Source organism: Cedecea neteri (assembly GCF_000758305.1).
In the GTDB taxonomy this organism is placed as follows: Bacteria; Pseudomonadota; Gammaproteobacteria; order Enterobacterales; family Enterobacteriaceae; genus Cedecea; species Cedecea neteri_C.
Genome location: NZ_CP009458.1, coordinates 1272275 through 1292421 on the forward strand (window position 1 = coordinate 1272275; position 20147 = coordinate 1292421).

General features: G+C 53.7%; 18 protein-coding genes and 5 tRNA genes. 18 read left to right on the top strand and 5 right to left on the bottom strand.

All coding sequences use genetic code 11. The annotated features are described in order from the left end of the window. Position 1 precedes the first annotated feature (1 nt). From rffC to LH23_RS06000, 12 genes are all read left to right on the top strand, one after another. Complete coding sequence (gene rffC, locus LH23_RS05945) at positions 2-679, top strand: dTDP-4-amino-4,6-dideoxy-D-galactose acyltransferase (protein WP_039289212.1); 678 nt, start codon at positions 2-4, stop codon at positions 677-679. A 4-nt stretch (positions 680-683) separates the two neighbouring features. Further along, entirely contained in the window at positions 684-1814 is a 1131-nt protein-coding gene (gene rffA / locus LH23_RS05950) for a dTDP-4-amino-4,6-dideoxygalactose transaminase (protein WP_039289213.1), read from the top strand. Between the two features lies 1 nt (position 1815). Then, on the top strand, positions 1816-3066 hold the full coding sequence (gene wzxE / locus LH23_RS05955; RefSeq protein ID WP_039289214.1) for a lipid III flippase WzxE: 1251 nt from the start codon (positions 1816-1818) through the stop codon (positions 3064-3066). Beyond that, positions 3063-4142: a TDP-N-acetylfucosamine:lipid II N-acetylfucosaminyltransferase gene (locus LH23_RS05960; protein WP_039289215.1), complete on the top strand. Its 1080-nt coding sequence runs from the start codon at positions 3063-3065 to the stop codon at positions 4140-4142. Before wzxE ends, LH23_RS05960 begins: the two co-directional genes overlap by 4 nt. Beyond that, positions 4139-5527, top strand: a complete 1389-nt coding sequence (wzyE, locus tag LH23_RS05965) for an ECA oligosaccharide polymerase (protein ID WP_039289216.1) — start codon at positions 4139-4141, stop codon at positions 5525-5527. Before LH23_RS05960 ends, wzyE begins: the two co-directional genes overlap by 4 nt. After that, positions 5511-6251, top strand: coding sequence for a lipopolysaccharide N-acetylmannosaminouronosyltransferase (gene wecG, locus LH23_RS05970; RefSeq protein ID WP_039289217.1), 741 nt, complete (start codon positions 5511-5513; stop codon positions 6249-6251). The genes wzyE and wecG overlap by 17 nt, the downstream gene beginning before the upstream one ends. 256 nt (positions 6252-6507) lie before the next feature. Next, positions 6508-7893, top strand: coding sequence for a bifunctional threonine/serine APC transporter ThrP (thrP, locus tag LH23_RS05975; protein WP_039289218.1), 1386 nt, complete (start codon positions 6508-6510; stop codon positions 7891-7893). Positions 7894-8007: 114 nt separating this feature from the next. Then, positions 8008-8084: transfer RNA gene (locus LH23_RS05980), tRNA-Arg, on the top strand. 60 nt (positions 8085-8144) lie between these two features. Further along, a tRNA-His gene (locus LH23_RS05985) sits at positions 8145-8220 on the top strand. A gap of 15 nt (positions 8221-8235) precedes the next feature. After that, positions 8236-8322 (top strand) — tRNA-Leu (locus LH23_RS05990). Positions 8323-8355: 33 nt separating this feature from the next. Next, positions 8356-8432 (top strand) — tRNA-Pro (locus tag LH23_RS05995). Positions 8433-8526: 94 nt separating this feature from the next. After that, a tRNA-Pro gene (locus tag LH23_RS06000) sits at positions 8527-8603 on the top strand. 621 nt (positions 8604-9224) lie between these two features. Here LH23_RS06000 and hemY read toward each other — a convergent pair. Genes hemY through hemC form a run of 4 tightly spaced genes read right to left on the bottom strand, consistent with a single transcriptional unit; the run spans position 9225 to position 13311 of the window. Beyond that, positions 9225-10421 carry a protoheme IX biogenesis protein HemY gene (hemY, locus tag LH23_RS06005; protein ID WP_039289219.1) on the bottom strand — a complete coding sequence of 399 codons (1197 nt, stop codon included), beginning with the start codon at positions 10419-10421 and terminating at the stop codon, positions 9225-9227. Positions 10422-10423: 2 nt separating this feature from the next. After that, positions 10424-11608, bottom strand: a complete 1185-nt coding sequence (gene hemX / locus LH23_RS06010; RefSeq protein WP_039289220.1) for a uroporphyrinogen-III C-methyltransferase — start codon at positions 11606-11608, stop codon at positions 10424-10426. 18 nt (positions 11609-11626) lie between these two features. Next, positions 11627-12373, bottom strand: coding sequence for a uroporphyrinogen-III synthase (hemD, locus tag LH23_RS06015; RefSeq protein WP_039289221.1), 747 nt, complete (start codon positions 12371-12373; stop codon positions 11627-11629). Then, complete coding sequence (gene hemC / locus LH23_RS06020) at positions 12370-13311, bottom strand: hydroxymethylbilane synthase (RefSeq protein ID WP_039289222.1); 942 nt, start codon at positions 13309-13311, stop codon at positions 12370-12372. Before hemC ends, hemD begins: the two co-directional genes overlap by 4 nt. A gap of 287 nt (positions 13312-13598) precedes the next feature. On the opposite strand from hemC, the gene cyaA reads away from it, so the two are divergent. Further along, positions 13599-16148, top strand: a complete 2550-nt coding sequence (gene cyaA, locus LH23_RS06025) for a class I adenylate cyclase (protein ID WP_039289223.1) — start codon at positions 13599-13601, stop codon at positions 16146-16148. Here the strand turns inward: cyaA and cyaY are convergent, their stop codons facing one another. Beyond that, positions 16149-16469 (bottom strand): iron donor protein CyaY, encoded by a 321-nt coding sequence (gene cyaY, locus LH23_RS06030; protein ID WP_008455522.1) that lies wholly within the window; start codon positions 16467-16469, stop codon positions 16149-16151. 284 nt (positions 16470-16753) lie between these two features. On the opposite strand from cyaY, the gene lptM reads away from it, so the two are divergent. Genes lptM through yigB form a run of 5 tightly spaced genes read left to right on the top strand, consistent with a single transcriptional unit; the run spans position 16754 to position 20142 of the window. Further along, positions 16754-16960: an LPS translocon maturation chaperone LptM gene (gene lptM, locus LH23_RS06035; protein ID WP_039289224.1), complete on the top strand. Its 207-nt coding sequence runs from the start codon at positions 16754-16756 to the stop codon at positions 16958-16960. Positions 16961-16998: 38 nt separating this feature from the next. Next, positions 16999-17823 (top strand): diaminopimelate epimerase, encoded by an 825-nt coding sequence (gene dapF / locus LH23_RS06040; RefSeq protein ID WP_008455518.1) that lies wholly within the window; start codon positions 16999-17001, stop codon positions 17821-17823. Then, entirely contained in the window at positions 17820-18524 is a 705-nt protein-coding gene (locus LH23_RS06045) for a DUF484 domain-containing protein (protein WP_008455517.1), read from the top strand. Before dapF ends, LH23_RS06045 begins: the two co-directional genes overlap by 4 nt. Further along, complete coding sequence (xerC, locus tag LH23_RS06050) at positions 18521-19426, top strand: tyrosine recombinase XerC (RefSeq protein WP_039289225.1); 906 nt, start codon at positions 18521-18523, stop codon at positions 19424-19426. The genes LH23_RS06045 and xerC overlap by 4 nt, the downstream gene beginning before the upstream one ends. Continuing rightward, a complete protein-coding gene (yigB, locus tag LH23_RS06055) occupies positions 19426-20142 on the top strand; it encodes a 5-amino-6-(5-phospho-D-ribitylamino)uracil phosphatase YigB (protein WP_039289226.1) in 717 nt (238 codons plus the stop codon). The genes xerC and yigB overlap by 1 nt, the downstream gene beginning before the upstream one ends. Positions 20143-20147 lie beyond the last annotated feature (5 nt).

Below are 20147 nucleotides of genomic sequence, written 5' to 3' on the forward strand. Positions count from 1 at the left end.
GATGAGCCCAATTCACGGCACCCTGGCTCCTCTGGACTGGGAAAATCGTTTCTTTGACGTAAACAGCTGCGCGGTTCGCTTCTCTGAGGAAGCCCCTGCGCTGCTGGAAGATCAGTTAAATACCTGGTCGCGCGTCCAGGCAAAAATTCCCTCTCATCGTACCGACTGGCTGGATGGTCTGCAGCAGCTTGGTTTCCAGCTTGTCGAAGGTGAAGTGGATTTGGTCCTTTCTGTTGGCACGCAAAATGCAAATATTCCCGTCGATATCGCTCAGCCAAATGATATTCCTGCGCTTCGCCTGGCGGCTTCTCAGGTATTCACGCAAAGCCGCTTCCGCACGCCCTGGTACAAAGCCGGGGACAGCGGTCGTTTCTATGCGCAATGGATTGAAAACGCTGTCCTTGGCACGTTTGATCATCAGTGCCTGTTGCTGCAGAACGGCGACGAATGCCTGGGCTTTGTGACCTTGCGGCAGCTAAATGATGCAGAGGCCAGAATTGGCCTGCTTGCCGGACGAGGCTTGGGCGAGGAACTAATGGCTGCGGCGCAAGACTGGTGTCGTCAGCGTGGTTTGACAACTCTGCGGGTGGCTACTCAGGTGAGCAATACCGCGGCGCTGCGTCGCTATATTAAAAGCGGTGCCACCATAGAAAGCACTGCCTTCTGGTTATACAGGTGAAAAAATGATCCCATTTAACGCTCCGCCGGTCGTTGGTACAGAACTTGAATACATGCAGGCTGCTATGGGTAGCGGCAAACTGTGTGGAGACGGGGGATTTACCCGTCGCTGCCAGCAATGGATGGAGCAGCGTTTTGGCAGCAAGAAAGTGCTGCTGACGCCGTCTTGCACAGCTTCGTTGGAAATGGCCGCTATCCTGCTGGATATCAAGCCTGGCGATGAAGTGATTATGCCGAGCTACACCTTTGTTTCAACGGCTAATGCCTTTGTGCTTCGGGGCGCTGTCATCGTGTTTGTAGACGTACGTCCTGACACCATGAACATCGATGAAACCAAAATAGAAGCGGCGATTACCGAAAAAACACGCGTTATTGTGCCGGTTCATTACGCAGGTGTGGCTTGTGAAATGGATACCATCATGGCCATCGCGAAAAAACATAACCTGTTTGTGGTGGAAGATGCCGCGCAAGGCGTGATGTCTACTTATAAAGGCCGAGCGTTAGGCTCGATTGGCCACATCGGGTGCTTCAGCTTCCATGAGACCAAAAATTATACTGCGGGTGGTGAAGGCGGCGCGACGCTGATTAACGACCCTGCTTTAATTGAGCGGGCAGAAATCGTCCGTGAAAAAGGCACCAACCGCAGCCAGTTCTTCCGTGGGCAGGTGGATAAATACACCTGGCGTGATATAGGCTCAAGCTATCTGATGGCAGATCTGCAGGCCGCGTACCTTTGGGCGCAGCTCGAGGCCGCAGAGAAGATTAATCAGCAGCGCCTTAAGCTATGGCAAAACTATCACGATGCCCTTGCACCCCTGGCTAAAGCCGGGCGCATAGAACTGCCTGTTGTCCCGGAAGACTGCGTGCAGAACGCCCATATGTTCTACATCAAGCTACGCGATATCGAAGATCGCAGCGCGCTGATTTCCTACCTGAAAGAAGCGGAAATCATGGCGGTGTTCCACTATATTCCGCTGCATGCCTGCCCTGCCGGGGAAAAATTTGGTCGATTCCATGGGGAAGATCGCTTCACCACTCGTGAAAGCGAGCGCCTGCTCCGCTTGCCACTGTTCTACAACCTGTCGCCGGTGAACCAACGCACCGTTATCAATACGCTGCAAAGTTACTTCGCCTGAGATGTCGTTAGCTAAAGCTTCAGTGTGGACCGCCGGGTCCACGCTGGTAAAAATTGGTGCCGGGTTGTTGGTGGTCAAAATGCTGGCCGTGGCCTTTGGCCCCTCTGGCGTGGGACTTGCCGGCAATTTTCGCCAAATGGTGACCGTACTGGGTGTGCTTGCCGGTGCGGGTATTTTTAACGGCGTGACTAAATACGTTGCCGAACATCATGACAACCCGGAACAGCTAAAGCGGGTACTCGGCACCTCTTCTGCAATGGTGCTCGGATTTTCTTCCCTGCTGGCGGTGATATTCGTTCTTGCCGCGCAGCCAATCAGTATCGGGTTGTTTGGCCATGCGGACTACCAGAACCTGGTGCGCCTGGTGGCACTGGTCCAGATGGGGATTGCCTGGGCAAACCTGTCGCTGGCCATTATGAAAGGATTTCGCGACGCCGCAGGTAACGCCCTGGCACTGATTGCAGGCAGCTTGATTGGCGTGCTGGCTTACTATGCTTGCTATCGTTTAGGGGGTTACCAGGGGGCGTTGTTAGGCCTGGCTTTGGTGCCTGCACTGGTTGTTATCCCTGCTGTCGTCATGCTTGTGAGGCGTGAACATGTTCCGCTGAGCTACCTGAAGCCGAGCTGGGATAAGCTGCTGGCCAGCCATCTTGGTAAGTTTACTGTGATGGCGCTTATCACCTCAGTTACGCTCCCCGTGGCCTATGTGATGATGCGAAACCTGCTGGCGGAGCATTACAGCTGGGATGAAGTCGGTATCTGGCAAGGGGTAAGCAGTATTTCAGATGCTTATCTGCAGTTTATTACCGCATCTTTTAGCGTTTATTTGCTGCCTACGCTTGCGCGTCTGAAAGAAAAAAGTGCCATTACGCGAGAAATCGTGCGCTCGCTAAAGTTTGTTCTGCCCGCCGTGGCGGCGGCAAGCCTGACAGTCTGGCTGCTGCGTGATTTCGCTATCTGGCTGCTGTTTTCACCAAAATTCAGCGCCATGCGTGATTTGTTTGCCTGGCAGCTGGTGGGGGACGTGCTGAAGGTGGGGGCCTATGTGTTTGGCTATTTGGTTATCGCCAAGGCGTCGCTGCGTTTTTATATTTTGACTGAAATCAGCCAGTTTGCTCTGCTAACCGGCTTCTCGCGCTGGTTGATACCCGCCCACGGCGCACTGGGGGCGGCTCAAGCTTATATGGCGACTTATATTGTTTATTTTGCGCTCTGCTGTGGCGTTTTCCTTATTTATCGTAGACGAGCATGACAACACTGATTCACGTATTGGGATCTGATATCCCTCATCACAATCAGACGGTATTGCGTTTCTTTAACGACGTTTTAGCCGCCACGACTCCCCATGCCCGAGAATTTCTCGTGGTATCCGGAGATCAATCCCTGTTGTCCGCTTTTCCGGCGCTGTCGATCTCCCTTTACCCTTCGAAGCAGGCTATTGCCGCAGACGTTCTGGCAAAAGCCCGAGCTAACCGGCAGCAGCGTTTCTTTTTTCACGGGCAGTTTAACGGCAGCCTGTGGATTGCTTTGCTGACCGGGGGCCTGAAGCCAGAGCAAATGAACTGGCATATCTGGGGGGCCGATCTTTATGAGGTTTCCCGTAGTATTAAGTTTCGGCTTTTTTACCAGCTACGCCGTTTTGCTCAGGGGCGGGTGGGGCGCATTTTTGCCACACGTGGGGATTTAAGCTATTTCCATCAGCGCCACCCGCGGGTGCCTGGTGAGCTGCTGTATTTCCCAACGCGCATGGACCCAGGTCTCAATACAATGGCTGACGAGCCGCAACGCAGCGGGAAGTTAACATTGCTGGTGGGGAATTCCGGCGATCGAAGTAACCGGCATGTTGATGCCCTCAAAGCGATTCATCAGCAGTTTGGTGACACGGTTCGGGTTGTTGTACCAATGGGTTACCCGGCAAACAACGATGCTTATATTGCAGAGGTAAAGCAGGCTGGCAGCGATTTGTTTAGCCCGGAAAATCTCGACGTGCTGACGGAAAAAATTGAATTTAATGATTACCTTAACCTGCTGCGCGAGTGCGATCTCGGCTATTTTATCTTTGAACGCCAGCAGGGTATCGGCACCCTGTGTTTACTGATTCAGGCCGGGATCCCCTGCGTGCTGAACCGCAAAAATCCGTTCTGGCAGGATATGGTCGAGCAGCATATTCCGGTGCTCTTTACCGGGGATGCTCTTGATGAAGCGACCGTGAGAGAGGCTCAACGCCAGCTACGTTTGCTGGATAAGCAAAGCATCGCTTTCTTTAACCCCAACTATATTGATGGGTGGCATCACGCGTTGAGCATCGCGGCTGGAGAGCAAAAATGAGTCTGACGCAATTTGGCGGGTTATTTGTTGTCTGGTTCCTGTCGGTCGGGTTTATCGGATTGCTGACGTATCAGGAGTTTCGCCGCGTGCGCTTTAACTTCAACGTCTTCTTTTCGCTGCTTTACCTGTTGACCTTTTTCTTCGGCTTTCCGTTTACCTGTACCCTGGTGTTTCGTTTTGGGGTTTCGGTGGTGCCCGCGGACGTGCTGTTGCAGGCTCAGCTTGCGGCGGCCTGTTTCTATGGTATTTACTATGTGACCTATAAAACGCGGCTTAGGGCGAAGGCAGGGCATACGGAGCGGCGCTCGCTGTTTACCATGAACCGGGTTGAGACGCACCTGACGTGGCTGATGCTGGTGCTGGTGGCGTTGGTCAGCGTCGGCATCTTCTTTGCCCATAACGGTTTCTTGCTGTTCAAACTGCACTCTTACAGCCAAATCTTCTCCAGTGAAGTGTCAGGCGTCGCGCTTAAGCGTTTCTTCTATTTCTTTATTCCAGCCATGCTGGTGGTGTACTTCCTGCGTCAGGACGGCCGGGCCTGGCTCTTCTTCCTGGTCAGCACTGTCGCCTTTGGCCTGTTGACGTACATGATTGTCGGCGGGACGCGCGCGAACATCATCATTGCCTTTGCCATTTTCCTGTTTATCGGCATTATTCGCGGCTGGATCTCGCTCTGGATGCTGGCGGCGGCGGGCGTACTAGGTATCGTCGGGATGTTCTGGCTGGCACTTAAGCGCTATGGATTGAACGTTAGCGGAGACGAGGCGTTTTATACCTTCCTTTATCTGACTCGCGACACGTTCTCTCCGTGGGAAAATTTAGGTTTGCTGCTGCAAAACTACGACAAGATCGAGTTCCAGGGGCTGGCACCTATTATTCGCGATTTCTACGTATTCATCCCAAGTTGGGTATGGCCAGATCGCCCAGGGACGGTGTTGAATACCGCGAACTACTTCACGTGGCAGGTGCTAAACAACCATTCGGGACTGGCCATTTCCCCAACCTTGATCGGCTCGCTGGTGGTGATGGGCGGCGTGTGGTTTATCCCACTCGGCGCGGTTGTCGTTGGGCTGATTATCAAATGGTTTGACTGGCTCTATGAGCTGGCGAACAGGGAAAGCAACCGCTATAAAGCGGCGATTATCTACGCGTTCTGCTTTGGGGCGATTTTCAATATGATCGTTTTGGCCCGTGAGGGGCTGGACTCTTTTGTGTCGCGTGTGGTGTTCTTCCTCGTCATTTTTGGCGCGTGCCTGGTTGTGGCAAAACTACTTTACTGGCTATTTGAAAGTGCAGGGCTCATTCATCAGCGCCTGCGCCGCGTGTCTGCACCTGCTGCCGACACACAAATGCATGACAAGGATATTCATGAACAACTCTACTGAAGCCCCTTCCTATAATATTCGCGGTCTGAGCCTGCTGGGGTGGCGAGATATGCAGCATGCGCTGGATTATCTCTATGCAGGAGGGAATTTGCGGCAGGGGACATTGGTGGCAATCAATGCCGAAAAAGTCCTGACGGCAGAAGATGATGAGCAAATTCGCGGCCTTATCGATGCAGCGGAATACAAATACGCCGACGGTATCAGCGTCGTTCGTTCCATCCGTAAGAAATTCCCGGAAGCCGTAGTGAACCGCGTTGCCGGTGCCGATTTGTGGGAAGCCTTGATGCAGCGTGCGGGCCAGGAAGGCACGCCGGTATTTTTGGTGGGCGGTAAGCCTGAGGTGCTGGCACAAACTGAGGCTAAGCTAAGGCAGCTTTGGCAGGTCAATATTGTCGGCACTCAGGATGGCTATTTTACGGATGAGCAGCGGCCAGCCTTGTTTGAACGCATTCATGAAAGTGGGGCGGCGATTGTCACGGTAGCGATGGGATCTCCGCGCCAGGAAATCTTAATGCAAGAGTGCCGGAAAGTGCATTCTCAGGCACTTTATATGGGCGTCGGTGGTACATATGACGTATTTACCGGACGAGTAAAGCGAGCGCCTAAAGTCTGGCAAAACTTAGGTCTGGAATGGCTATACCGCCTGCTTTCACAGCCGACTCGCATTAAACGGCAGCTGCGTCTGCTGCGCTATCAGCGCTGGCACCTTACCGGTAAGCTTTAAACCTTTCGACGCGCCGATCCAGGCGCGTTTTGCTTTTCCTGCATGATTTTCAACCAGACTTATTCCAGTTTGTTACGCAGTTATTTGTAATTTTGTAAAAAATACGGAACCATTGCGCCCACTCGATGCAGTGCCGTAGTGATGTTGCGCCAGCAAATCTCTTGCCGACGCTGCATGGCCTGTTATTGAGTCTGGCAACAACCAAACACAATAACCGGTAAAAACCGGAGTAAAGCAAACACAATACAGAGGATTTATGGCAGAGAAAAAAGCAGAGCTGCAGCGCGGGCTGGAAGCTCGACACATTGAACTTATCGCCCTGGGAGGAACCATTGGTGTTGGCCTGTTTATGGGCGCCGCCAGTACCCTCAAATGGGCAGGGCCATCGGTATTGCTGGCGTACATTGTTGCGGGCCTGTTCGTATTCTTCATCATGCGTTCAATGGGAGAAATGCTGTTCCTTGAACCTGTAGCCGGCTCCTTTGCCGTCTATGCTCACCGCTATATGAGCCCCTTTTTTGGCTATCTGACGGCCTGGTCCTATTGGTTTATGTGGATGGCGGTCGGTATTTCCGAAATCACGGCGATTGGGGTCTACGTCCAATATTGGTTCCCGGATCTTCCCCAGTGGCTACCCGCTATTTTTGCCGTTGGTCTTGTCGCACTGGCAAACCTTGCGGCAGTGCGCCTGTACGGTGAAATAGAGTTTTGGTTTGCGATGATTAAAGTCACGACCATTATCGTGATGATCGTTGTGGGCCTGGGCGTTATCTTTTTTGGTTTTGGAAACCATGGCCAGGCGATTGGCTTTAGCAATCTGACAGAGCATGGTGGCTTTTTTGCAGGTGGCTGGAAAGGGTTTCTGACCGCCTTGTGTATAGTTGTCGCGTCCTATCAGGGCGTGGAGCTAATCGGCATCACGGCCGGAGAGGCAAAGAACCCGCAGGTCACCTTGCGCAGTGCCGTAGGGAAAGTACTGTGGCGTATTCTGATTTTCTATGTGGGCGCGATTTTCGTTATTGTCACGATCTTCCCATGGAACCAGATTGGTACCACCGGCAGCCCGTTTGTCTTGACCTTCGCGAAAATTGGTATCACTGCCGCGGCAGGGATCATTAACTTTGTTGTTTTGACGGCGGCATTGTCTGGCTGTAACAGTGGTATGTACAGCTGCGGGCGTATGCTCTACGCCCTGGCGAAAAACCGCCAGCTCCCGGCCAAAATGGCGAAGGTTTCACGTAGCGGTGTGCCTGTCGTAGGTGTGGCTATTTCAATAGGCATTTTGCTGCTCGGTTCTTGCCTCAACTACATCATTCCAAATCCGCAGCGCGTTTTTGTCTATGTCTATAGCGCCAGCGTATTACCGGGTATGGTGCCGTGGTTTGTGATCCTGATTAGCCAAATCCGCTTCCGTAAGGCACACCGTGAAGCGATTGCCAGCCACCCGTTCCGCTCCATTTTATTCCCATGGGCGAACTACCTGACCATGGCGTTCCTGGTGTGTGTGTTGGTAGGGATGGGATTGAATGAAGATACGCGGATGTCGCTGACGGTCGGCGTTGTTTTCCTTGCTGCGGTGACGCTGGTTTATAAGGTGTTTGGCCTGAATAAGCATGCCGTTAGTGAAAAACTGAACGGATAAGCATCAGGATGCGCAAAGCATAACCAAACGCGCAGTTTTGCGAGTATTTTATTGAAATAAGCACTAGACAGCTGAGCACGAAGCCCGTATTATCCGACCCCGCAACGGCGCTACGCGCCCGTAGCTCAGCTGGATAGAGCGCTGCCCTCCGGAGGCAGAGGTCTCAGGTTCGAATCCTGTCGGGCGCACCATTTATTATAATGGCGCTAGAGCTGCGGTGGTATCATGTACCGCGTGAAAGTTTTACAGTGGTGGCTATAGCTCAGTTGGTAGAGCCCTGGATTGTGATTCCAGTTGTCGTGGGTTCGAGTCCCATTAGCCACCCCATTAATTTAGATGTATGCGAAGGTGGCGGAATTGGTAGACGCGCTAGCTTCAGGTGTTAGTGTTCTTACGGACGTGAGGGTTCAAGTCCCTCTCTTCGCACCACACCTAAATTAATCAGTAGTAAAAGCAGTATTTCGGCGAGTAGCGCAGCTTGGTAGCGCAACTGGTTTGGGACCAGTGGGTCGGAGGTTCGAATCCTCTCTCGCCGACCAATTTTAAAAGCCCTTCTGAAGAAGGGTTTTTGTTTTCAGCCCGAAGCCTTAATAAGCTTTTGATGTGTTGAAGGCAGTAGTAAAAGCAGTATTTCGGCGAGTAGCGCAGCTTGGTAGCGCAACTGGTTTGGGACCAGTGGGTCGGAGGTTCGAATCCTCTCTCGCCGACCACCTTAGAAAAGGCCAGCTTTCGAGCTGGCCTTTTTGCTTTTAGTATTTCACCCATTCTCCCTCGTGAATGCCTGATACCCCAGCCCTGCCTTTTTAGTCTTTATATTTCCATATGCTGTTATTGTCGCTCAGACGCGACAATAGGGTCATTTAATGTCTCTAAATGGAGACATTTAATTCATTGTTTTAAAAATAATTTATAAATAAGGCGCTAACTCGTCTCCTTAAGGAGACAAACGCTTTTCGTGATGAATGGAATGCCAGTGCACCTGAAAGGAAAACTTCGGTCATGCTAATGCTATGAAACGACTAATATTGGTAGCCGGCTGCGTTTATAAATGCAAACCTGGCATAGATTGTGCAATAATATCTGTGTAGATGCTCATTCCACTTCTTATGTTTGCTCAGGCTTCATAAACCCAGGAATGACGCAGAGCCGATTACGGTGCTTATCGTCCACCGACAGATGTCGCCCCGATGGGGTCTCATCGAACACCCTGGACATAACGTTGAGTGAAGCACCACTTAGTTGTCAAACAGACCTGTTTAACACCTGCCTTTGGGCAGGTGTTTTTTTTTGCGTGGGGAAAAGGAAAGGGCGGCAGAATACCGCCCTGACGATCAGGTGTTAGAGGGAGTTTGCAGGGTAAGCAACAGACCGTCACGACGCATAAGAGCTGCTTCTTCAGGCTTATGCAGTTTGTCGAGAGAGTCTGCCAGCCAGGCGTAATCGTAGGCATCCGGGCGCTGTTTAATGGCTTCACGAAATGCATCACACGCCTGCTGCCATTCACCGTGTTTCATCAGCAACTGGCCAAGAGTACTCTGCAGTAAAGGAAGATCGCCCTGCGTTTTGATCTGCTGACGTAAGGCTTTTTCTAACTGTTCCGGGTTACCTGACTTCAGACGCGGCATCAGCAACACCAGACGATCGTCATACTGGCGCTTCAGCCCGTCGAGAATGATCTCCTGGGCTGCATCGTGGTCATCACACTCAATAAGATGCTCTGCCATGGCTACCTGCAGAGTGGTCTGATGGCGCGTTTTACGGCTTTGGTTACGCCACCAGGCTTTCAGACCTTCATTACCCTGATCGGCCATTGCCTGATCCATGAGGCCGATCCAGGCCTGCTGTTGCAGCGCATCGCGGTGGGCTTCATCACCGATCTGCACTTTCTCCATGGCGGGCAGAATATCCAGTAGCGAACTCCACGCGCCGGTTCGCAGGTAAGCCTGCTCAGCCAGACGAAGTACCTCAGGATGGCGCGGCGCAATTTCCAGAAGCTTATCAATGCCATGACGTGCGGCATGATTTTCATTGCGGGCAAGCTGCAGGCGAACGCGTGTGATTTCGACTGGAAGCTGATCGCTATCCGCCAGTTCGGCGGCGCGTTCTAAATGCTGGTTCGCACGAATCTCATCACCACGTTGCTGTGCCGCTTCGGCAGCCAGCAAGTAGTTGACCACGGGCTGTTCGGCGTGATCGGCATTCTTACTCATCAGCTTCTCAACCTGCTGGTAATCGCCTTCGGCCAGTTTCAACAATGCGGCTTTGGTTTGTTTACGGGCACGGCTGCGTTTGCGGCCCAGGAACCACCCACGAGTACGGGCACCGGTGCGGAAAATACGACGCAGCACCCATTCGATGGCGAACAACACCACCATTGTCAGGATCAGAATAATGACTAACCCGGTCACGCTGGTTTCAATGTTGTAATTATCGGTCTGGATTAAAACATAGCCCTGATGGCCTGCCAGCATTGGGCCCAGCACGATGCCCGCAATCAACAACAGGAAAAGTAATAAGACTTTGATCATGCTTATTCCCCCTGGCTTACGGCAGGTGCTGGCTGCGACTGTACCGCTTCCTGCTGGGTGTTATTGGCAGCGGGACTCGCCGGCTGAGCAAGTAAATTGCGAACCCGGGTCTGCATTAGTTTTTCAAGCAGCGCCTGGCTTTGCAGCGTTTGCGGGATGTCCATATGAATGCTTTGCTGGCTCAGGCCATCAAGCTCTTCAAGGAACGCTTTGGTGGCAGAATCATTGGTGTCGTAATAGGCGCGAACCCAGGTCGAAACGTTATCCAGCGCCTGCTTGTAAGTCTCTTCCTGATGGCGTGGCACCGCCTGCGCGGCAACCAGCAAGCGGGAGCGGATGTTTTCGCGCAGGTAGATATCCTGATTTGGTGCCAAGAGCGGAACGGCGGTTTCATCGCGACGGCGGATAGTAATAAAACTGTCCATGAAGCTGTGCCAGCTTTTCACCAGATTCTGACGCCATTCGGTAATTGTGCCTGACAGCTCGCTGCTGTCTGAATCCATCGGGGAATCATCGCTATCGTTGTCGGCCAGGCGCAAATTATCCAGGCCGTTAGAGAGCTGATTTAGCTTGAGGATAATCCCGTCGTAGTCGACCTGCGTTACCGTAGACAGCGTTGAAATATCATCGGTTAGCGCGCGTCGAGCGGTGATCAGACTCGGATCGTTCATATCAGCCAGGCTGGTATCCGCACTTTTTAATAACGCGGCGGCCGTCGTAACGTCTTGATCGCTCCACAGCTTGCGGCCTGCCAGTTTCACAAGGAAATCGGCCTGTGCCAGCAGCCAGGTTTTGGAATCACTGCCGGATATTGTCGCGACTTTTTGCTGCACTTCGTCGAGTTGATGTGCCAGTGCGGCCTGCTGTTTATTTGCGTCGCTAAGCGCAGTAGCCTGTTGCTTGAGCGTCGCTTCAAATTCGCCTTTTTGTTCTTCCTGCTGTTTTTGCAGGGCAATAAGCTGATTTGCCAGCGCATCGCTGGTCGCCGTCTGTGTTGAGACCTGGTGCTTGCCATAGCTATAAAGCCCGCCGCCTAAGGCCAGAGCAATTGCAATGGCAATCGCTCCCAGCGCGATACCCGCCACGCCGGAACGATTTTTCTTCGGCGATGGCTCGGGCTGCGATGGTGTCTCCACCGCGGGTGTAGTTTCCTCAACTATGGCGGAGGAAGTATTTTGTTCCGTCATTGTGGCGTCCTGTTATTGTTAGGTGTGTTGTAACGCACGTAGCAGCGCGTCATTGTCCGCATTCGCGGCGACCCGAATATTCTGCCAACCCAATGTCCTGGCAAGGCTTGCCAAACGCTCGCTGACAACCAGTAACTGGCAGCGAAGTAACCAGTTCTCACGATACCAGTCAGGCGTTAGCGTATATAACTGCTGTAGCATTTCACCGCTGGTGACTACCAACGTCGAGATCCCTCTGGCGTGCCAACGGTGGGCTTCTTCTATTCCATCGTAAACAATGGCGCTTCGCTGATAGCACTCGCAGAAGCTAACTTCTGCGCCTCGCGCTTCAAGCGTTTCGCCCAACAGTTCACGCCCGCCATTACCGCGTAAAATCAAGGCGCGCTTACCAGCAACATTTTGTAATTCCGGTAATTGTAGCAAGATTTCGCTGGTTTCCCGATCTTGTGGGTAACGAATAGGAATATGGCTGACGGTATGGAAAGCCAGCGCGGTCGTTCTGCCGATGGCGAACCAGCTTAGATTGCCCGGCCACTGGATGCTGTTACGACGCAAAAGTGGCGCGGCATAGTCAATGACGTGCTGTGAGAGGACAAAGACCAGATCGCCGGGCGCGAGCGCCGCAAGCTGGGCCGGAAGCTGCGATAGCTGCCGACCGGGCGAGAACTCAATAAGCGGGAAGCTGTAAGCCACCTGCCCGAGTGCGCGCAGTCGGCTCACTAACTCTTCCCCGGCTGGGGAGGGGCGGGTGACAAGGATCGTCATGCGGGAGCATCTCCATCATAAACGTCGGCAAGGATTTCCCTGGCGCCGTTATTCAGCAATTCTTCCGCCAGTGAAACACCCATTGCCACGGCATCTTCCGGCTTACCTCGACGTTCACCACGAACCATAATGGAACCGTCTGGCGCGCCAACTAATGCGCGCAACCAAAGCTCGTTATCTTTCAGTTCTGCATAGCTGCCGATCGGCACCTGGCAACCGCCTTCAAGGCGCATATTCATCGCACGTTCGGCGCTAACGCGAACGGCGGTTTCATGGTGATTCAGCGGTGCCAGCAGCGCTCTGGTTCGTTCATCATCGAGGCGGCATTCAATGCCAACTGCACCCTGACCGACTGCGGGTAAAGACACCTCCGGCGGTAAGGCGTAGCGAATGCGATCCTGCATCTCAAGGCGATTTAGGCCGGCGACGGCAAGAATAATGGCATCGTATTCGCCTTTATCCAGTTTCCCAAGGCGGGTGCCAAGATTACCGCGTAGGGAACGAATCACCAGATCTGGACGCTGTTCGGCTATCTGACACTGGCGGCGCAGGCTTGAGGTGCCCACAATGCTGCCGGCAGGCAACTCATCCAGCGTTTGATAATGATTAGAAACAAAAGCGTCGCGAGGATCGTCGCGCTCGCAGATGGTGACCAGCCCCAGACCTTCGGGGAATGCCACCGGCACATCTTTCAGGGAATGGACGGCGATGTCCGCGCGCCCGTCCAGCATTGCCAGCTCCAGCTCTTTAACAAACAGTCCTTTCCCGCCAACTTTGGCAAGCGGCGTATCCAGCAAGACGTCGCCGCGGGTGACCATTGGCACCAGCTCAACGGTTAGCTGCGGGTGAAAAGCTTCAAGACGTTGCTTAACATAATGTGCTTGCCAGAGTGCAAGGGGACTTTGGCGAGTGGCAATTCTGAGTATATTGTCTAACATGCTTGTTACCGTAATTATCGTCCACCGACCATCCTACCACTCTTCGCGGAAGGCTGTCAGGTTCGGCGGTTTTTGCGGCAACAGAGGGACGTGATTCGTATTATGGAAGAAACAGCCTGTGGCCAGGGCCTCTACCACTTTGGTAGCTCATCTTTCTTTACGGTCAACAGGCAAGGTGTTAAATTGATCACGTTTCCAGCAATTGCTGTCCCGATCGTTTATAATAATGGGGACAACAACCAGGAAACGGGTTTTTTCGTAATACTGAAACCATCAGGCGATACGTCTTGTACCTCTATATTGAGACACTTAAACAGAGACTGGATGCCATCAACCAACTGCGCGTAGATCGTGCGCTTGCTGCTATGGGGCCTGCCTTCCAACAGGTCTACAGTCTACTGCCAACGTTATTACATTATCATCACCCGCTGATGCCGGGTTACCTTGACGGTAACGTTCCCCGCGGCATTTGCCTCTACACGCCTGATGAAACCCAACGCCACTACCTGGACGAACTCGAACTGCAGCGCGGCATGCCGCCTCAGGAGACGCCAGCGGGCGAACTGCCGATCACCGGCCTCTATTCTATGGGCAGCACCTCCTCCGTGGGGCAGAGCTGCTCATCTGACCTTGATATCTGGGTTTGCCACCAGGCCTGGCTCGATAACGACGAGCGCCAACTGCTGCAGCGAAAATGCAGCCTGCTGGAAAGCTGGGCGGCCTCCCTTGGCGTTGAGGTTAGTTTCTTTCTGATTGATGAAAACCGCTTCCGCCACAACGAAAGCGGCAGCCTGGGCGGCGAAGACTGCGGTTCTACTCAGCACATCTTGCTGTTGGACGAATTTTACCGCACAGCGGTACGTCTGGCCGGGAAACGCATTCTGTGGAACATGGTGCCGGGCGATGAAGAAGAGCATTACGACGATTACGTGATGACCCTTTACGCGCAGGGCGTGCTAACACCAAACGAATGGCTCGATCTTGGCGGTCTCAGCTCGCTGTCTGCTGAAGAGTACTTTGGTGCCAGCCTGTGGCAGCTATATAAAAGCATCGACTCGCCGTATAAGGCCGTGCTGAAAACACTGCTGTTGGAGGCGTATTCCTGGGAATACCCAAACACGCGCCTGCTGGCAAAAGACATTAAACAGCGCCTGCACGACGGTGAAATTGTCTCCTTTGGCCTCGATCCGTACTGCATGATGCTGGAACGCGTCACCGAGTACCTGACGCAAATCGAAGATCATGCCCGTCTGGATCTGGTGCGTCGCTGTTTCTACCTGAAAGTTTGTGAAAAACTCTCGCGGGAGCGCGCCTGTGTTGGCTGGCGTCGTGAAGTCTTAAGCCAGTTGGTGAAGAGCTGGGGCTGGGACGAAGAACGCCTGGCGATGTTGGACAACCGTGCAAACTGGAAAATCGACCAGGTACGCGAGGCGCATAACGAACTGCTCGACGCAATGATGCAAAGCTACCGCAACCTTATCCGCTTTGCGCGCCGCAACAACCTGAGTGTTTCCGCCAGTCCGCAGGATATCGGCGTGTTAACGCGTAAGTTGTACGCTGCGTTTGAAGCGCTGCCGGGCAAAGTCACTCTCGTTAACCCGCAAATTTCCCCGGATCTGTCTGAACCGAACCTGACCTTTATCCATGTGCCGCTTGGCCGTGCGAACCGCTCTGGCTGGTATCTCTACAACCGCGCGCCGAACATGGACTCTATCGTCAGCCATCAACCGCTGGAATATAACCGTTATCTTAATAAGCTGGTGGCGTGGGCCTACTTTAACGGCCTGCTGACCTCGCGTACCCGCCTGTTTATTAAGGGCAACGGTATTTGTGATTTACCTAAGTTGCAGGAGATGGTGGCGGATGTCTCCCATCACTTCCCGCTGCGCCTCCCGGCACCGACGCCGAAAGCGTTGTATAGCCCGTGCGAGATTCGCCATCTGGCGATTATCGTTAACCTTGAATATGACCCGACGGCCGCCTTCCGCAATCAGGTTGTGCACTTCGACTTCCGCAAGCTGGATGTGTTTAGCTTCGGCGAGCAGCAGCAATGCCTGATTGGCAGCGTTGACCTGCTGTATCGCAACTCGTGGAATGAAGTGCGTACTCTGCACTTTAACGGCGAGCAGGCGATGATCGAGGCATTAAAAACCATTCTCGGGAAAATGCACCAGGATGCCGCGCCGCCGGATAGCGTTGAAGTCTTCTGCTACAGTCAGCATCTGCGTGGCCTGATCCGCACTCGTGTGCAGCAGCTTGTGTCTGAATGCATCGAATTCCGCCTTTCCAGTACGCGCCAGGAACCGGGCCGCTTTAAAGCGCTGCGCGTTTCCGGGCAGACATGGGGCCTGTTCTTCGAGCGTCTGAATGTCTCGGTACAGAAACTGGAAAACGCCGTTGAGTTTTATGGCGCCATCTCGCACAACAAGCTGCATGGCCTGTCGGTGCAGGTTGGCACTAACCAGGTTCAGTTGCCGGCGGTGGTAGATGGTTTTGCCAGTGAAGGGATTATTCAGTTCTTCTTTGAAGAAGCCAGTGAAGACCAGGGCTTCAACATCTATATCCTGGATGAAAGCAACCGGGCGGAAGTTTATCATCATTGCGAAGGTAGCAAGGAAGAGCTGGTGCGCGATGTGAGCCGCTTCTACTCCTCGTCCCACGATCGCTTTACCTACGGCTCAAGCTTTATCAACTTCAACCTGCCGCAGTTCTATCAGATTGTGAAAACAGATGGCCGGGTGCAGGTCATTCCGTTCCGCACCCAGTCAATCACAACAGCCGCGCCGGTTAATCAGGACGACAACTCAGCGCCGCTGCTGCAGCAGTACCAGCCGTAGTCAGCGGAAGCTAACCGCTTCACCTGCCTGCTGCGTGCTGGCTTCTTCCAGCAATTGCCAAAACTCTGCGCCGCTCCGGTCGCATATCCATTCGTCACCCTTCAGGTTGAAATGGTAGCCGCCGCTTTTGGTCGCCAGCCAAACCTGATGCAAAGGCTCCTGACGGTTGATAATGATCTTGCTGCCGTTTTCAAAGCTGATGGTCAGCACGCCGCCGTTGATCTCACAATCAATATCGCTATCGCCGTCCCAGTCATCCAGACGCTCTTCAATCGTGCGCCACAGGTTATCGGCTAAAAGGTGAAATTCGCTGTCGTTCATGTCTGTTTCCTGTTGGGATTTCAGGGCAGTATAAGAGCATCGCCGGTAATTAGAAACTGCGGCTCAGGCATCATTCGTGGCCGTAATACTCATCCGTTTCATCTGTGCCATCTTTTGAAAGACAACCTGCGTCAGCGATGAGAAGGGGCCCGGTATCAGAGATTATTTTCTTGCCCGGTTTGCTGTCAGGTGATTTTCAGCGGTCTGGGCGACGAAGAGTATTGCTTTTCAGGGTTCACCTGCGATGATAGACGGCAGAATAGTGAATCACAGGCTACCCGATAATGAAGAAGATTTTCTGCCCTCTAGCTTTGGCACTGACGCTTGTCAGCCTCACCGGCTGCGGCCTGAAGGGGCCTCTGTATTTCCCTCCGGCTGATAAAAAAGCGACGCCGACAACACATAGCGCAACCACGGAACAATCTATCCAGACGGCACCGGTCCGTAACAGTCGCGGCATTGATGATGCGCCGACTCAGGTTGTTTACTAGCTAAATCGTGCTTTGTAACCGCGCTAATGGAGCAGAAGATGCAGTTCTCTAAAATGCATGGCCTTGGTAATGACTTTATGGTCGTCGACGCGGTGACGCAGAATGTTTATTTCTCTCCGGAGCTGATTCGTCGACTTGCGGATCGTCATCTTGGCGTCGGCTTTGATCAGTTACTGATCGTTGAGCCTCCCTACGATCCCGATCTCGACTTTCATTACCGGATCTTTAACGCCGACGGCAGTGAAGTTTCCCAATGTGGCAACGGCGCGCGCTGTTTTGCCCGATTTGTGCGCCTGAAAGGGCTGACCAATAAGCGTGAGATTCGCGTCAGTACCGCCAATGGCAGAATGGTACTGAGCGTGACGGAAGATGAGATGGTGCGCGTCAATATGGGCGAGCCTAACTTCGATCCTTCCCAGGTACCGTTCCGGGCAAACAAAGCAGAAAAGACCTATATTATGCGTGCCGCCGAACAAACCATTATGTGCGGCGTCGTTTCAATGGGTAACCCGCATTGCGTTATTCAGGTCGATGACATTGAAACCGCCGCGGTTGAAAGCCTGGGCCCGGTGATGGAAAGCCATGAACGCTTCCCTGAGCGAGCCAACATCGGCTTCATGCAGGTGGTGAGTCGCGAACACATACGCCTGCGTGTTTACGAACGCGGTGCAGGTGAAACCCAGGCCTGCGGCAGCGGCGCCTGTGGCGCAGTGGCGGTTGGTATTCAGCAAGGATTACTGGCGGAGCAGGTGCGCGTTGAGCTGCCTGGCGGCCGTCTTGATATCGCCTGGAAAGGGCCTGGGTCACCGCTTTACATGACCGGCCCGGCGGCCCACGTCTATGATGGATTTATACATCTATGAAGAATGCCGAGGAACAGCAAGAAGCCCTTCTTGAGCTTAACGATGTCGCGGTTGCCGAATACTTACAGCGCAACCCCGATTTCTTTATTCGCAATGCCCACCAGGTGGAGAGCATGCAGGTTCCTCACCCGGTGCGCGGCAGCGTTTCGCTGGTGGAGTGGCATATGGCGCGCAGCCGTAACCACATCAATCACCTCGAAGAGAACATGACGCTGCTGATGGAGCAGGCGAGCGCTAACGAAGGTCTGTTCTATCGGCTACTGAAGCTTCAGGGGCGACTGGCTTCGGCGTCCAGCCTGCAGGAGATGCTGAACCGGCTGCATCGCTGGGCGCGGGACATGGGGCTCGCCGGAGCGAATATCCGGCTTTTTGCTGACCGCTGGCGTATCGGCGCTCCGTCAGACTTTACGCATCTCGCGCTGAACCGCCAGGCTTTTGAGCCGCTGCGTATTCAGCGTCTTGGCGAAAGCCAGCACTATCTCGGCCCGCTTAATGGCCCGGAACTTTTGTTGGTCTTGCCGCAGGCAAAAGCCATTGGTTCCGTTGCCCTGTCGCTGATGGGCAATGAGGGCGATCTTGGCGTTCTGCTGTTCAGCAGCCGCGACCCGCAACATTATCAACAGGGGCAGGGCACTCAGCTGCTGCACGAGCTGGCGCTGATGCTGCCAGACTTGCTGGAGCGTTGGATTGAACGGGCATGACCACTTCCGTATTAACGCCTCACGTTGATGGTTTTCTGCGATACCTCAAGGTTGAGCGTCAGCTCAGCCCGCTCACTCTCCTGAACTACCAGCGCCAGCTCACGGCGATTATTCACATTGTCGAAGAGATGAAGCTCACCGGCTGGCAACAATGCGATGCCGCCGCCGTGCGTTCACTGGCCGTGCGCAGCCGCCGGGCAGGCCTGCAGGCCTCCAGCCTGGCGTTAAGACTTTCGGCACTACGCAGCTTTTTTGACTGGATGGTTAGCCAGGGTGAGCTAAAAGCGAATCCCGCCAAAGGGATTACTACGCCAAAAGCTGGTCGGCACTTGCCTAAAAATATCGAAGTCGATGATGTGAATCATCTGCTGGATATCGATCTGAACGATCCGCTGGCAGTACGCGATCGCGCGATGCTGGAAGTGATGTACGGCGCAGGCCTGCGTCTTTCCGAACTGGTGAATATGAACTGTGGTCACATCGATCTTTCGACCGGAGAGGTCTGGGTGATGGGGAAAGGCAGCAAAGAGCGCCGCGTACCCGTTGGTCGGAGCGCGGTGACCTGGGTTGAACACTGGCTGGATTTACGCGAACTTTTTGGCCCGGACGACGATGCGTTATTTCTGGCGAAGACGGGAAAGCGAATATCCGCCCGCAATGTGCAAAAGCGGTTTGGTGAATGGGGTATCAAGCAGGGGCTAAGCAGCCATGTGCATCCCCATAAACTGCGTCACTCGTTTGCCACCCACATGCTGGAATCCAGCGGCGATTTGCGCGCCGTTCAGGAACTGCTTGGGCACGCCAACCTGTCCACTACGCAAATCTATACCCATCTCGACTTTCAACACTTAGCCTCGGTGTATGATGCCGCGCATCCACGCGCCAAACGGGGGAAATCGTAATGCATTTTTACCGCCCGCTCGGGCAAATTGCTGCTCTGACGTTCGATCTCGACGATACGCTTTATGACAACCACCCGGTGATCCTGCGTACCACTCAGGAGTCGCTGGCCTTTGTGCAGAATTATCACCCGAAGCTCAGCGCGTTTACCGCCTTGGATTTCCATCGCAGCCGTGAAACGCTGCGCGCGAAAGAACCGGAAATTTATCATGATGTCACTGAATGGCGCCGCCGTGCCGTCGAGCAGATGATGCTGGATGCCGGACTTAGCACGGAAGAGGCCTTTACCGGTGCCAGTGCCGCCATGGAAAACTTTGCAAAATGGCGCAGCCGCATCGACATTCCGCAGGAAACGCACGACACACTGGCAAAGCTTGCTAAAAAATGGCCGCTGGTGGCGATCACCAACGGTAACGCAGAGCCGCACTTGTTCGGGCTGGATAACTACTTTGAATTCATTCTGCGGGCCGGGCCGGACGGGCGAGCTAAACCTTTCAGCGATATGTATCATACTGCTGCGCAGCGTTTAGATGTGCCGCTGGAGCAAATCCTGCATGTCGGCGATGATCTGACCACCGACGTGGCCGGTGCCGTGCGCTGCGGAATGCAGGCCTGCTGGATTAACCTGCGCGAAGGCGACCTGATGCGGATAGATGACAGCCGTTTATTACCGCATCTGGAGATTTCGCGGTTGGCATCCCTTCTCGCGCTGATATAATCAAC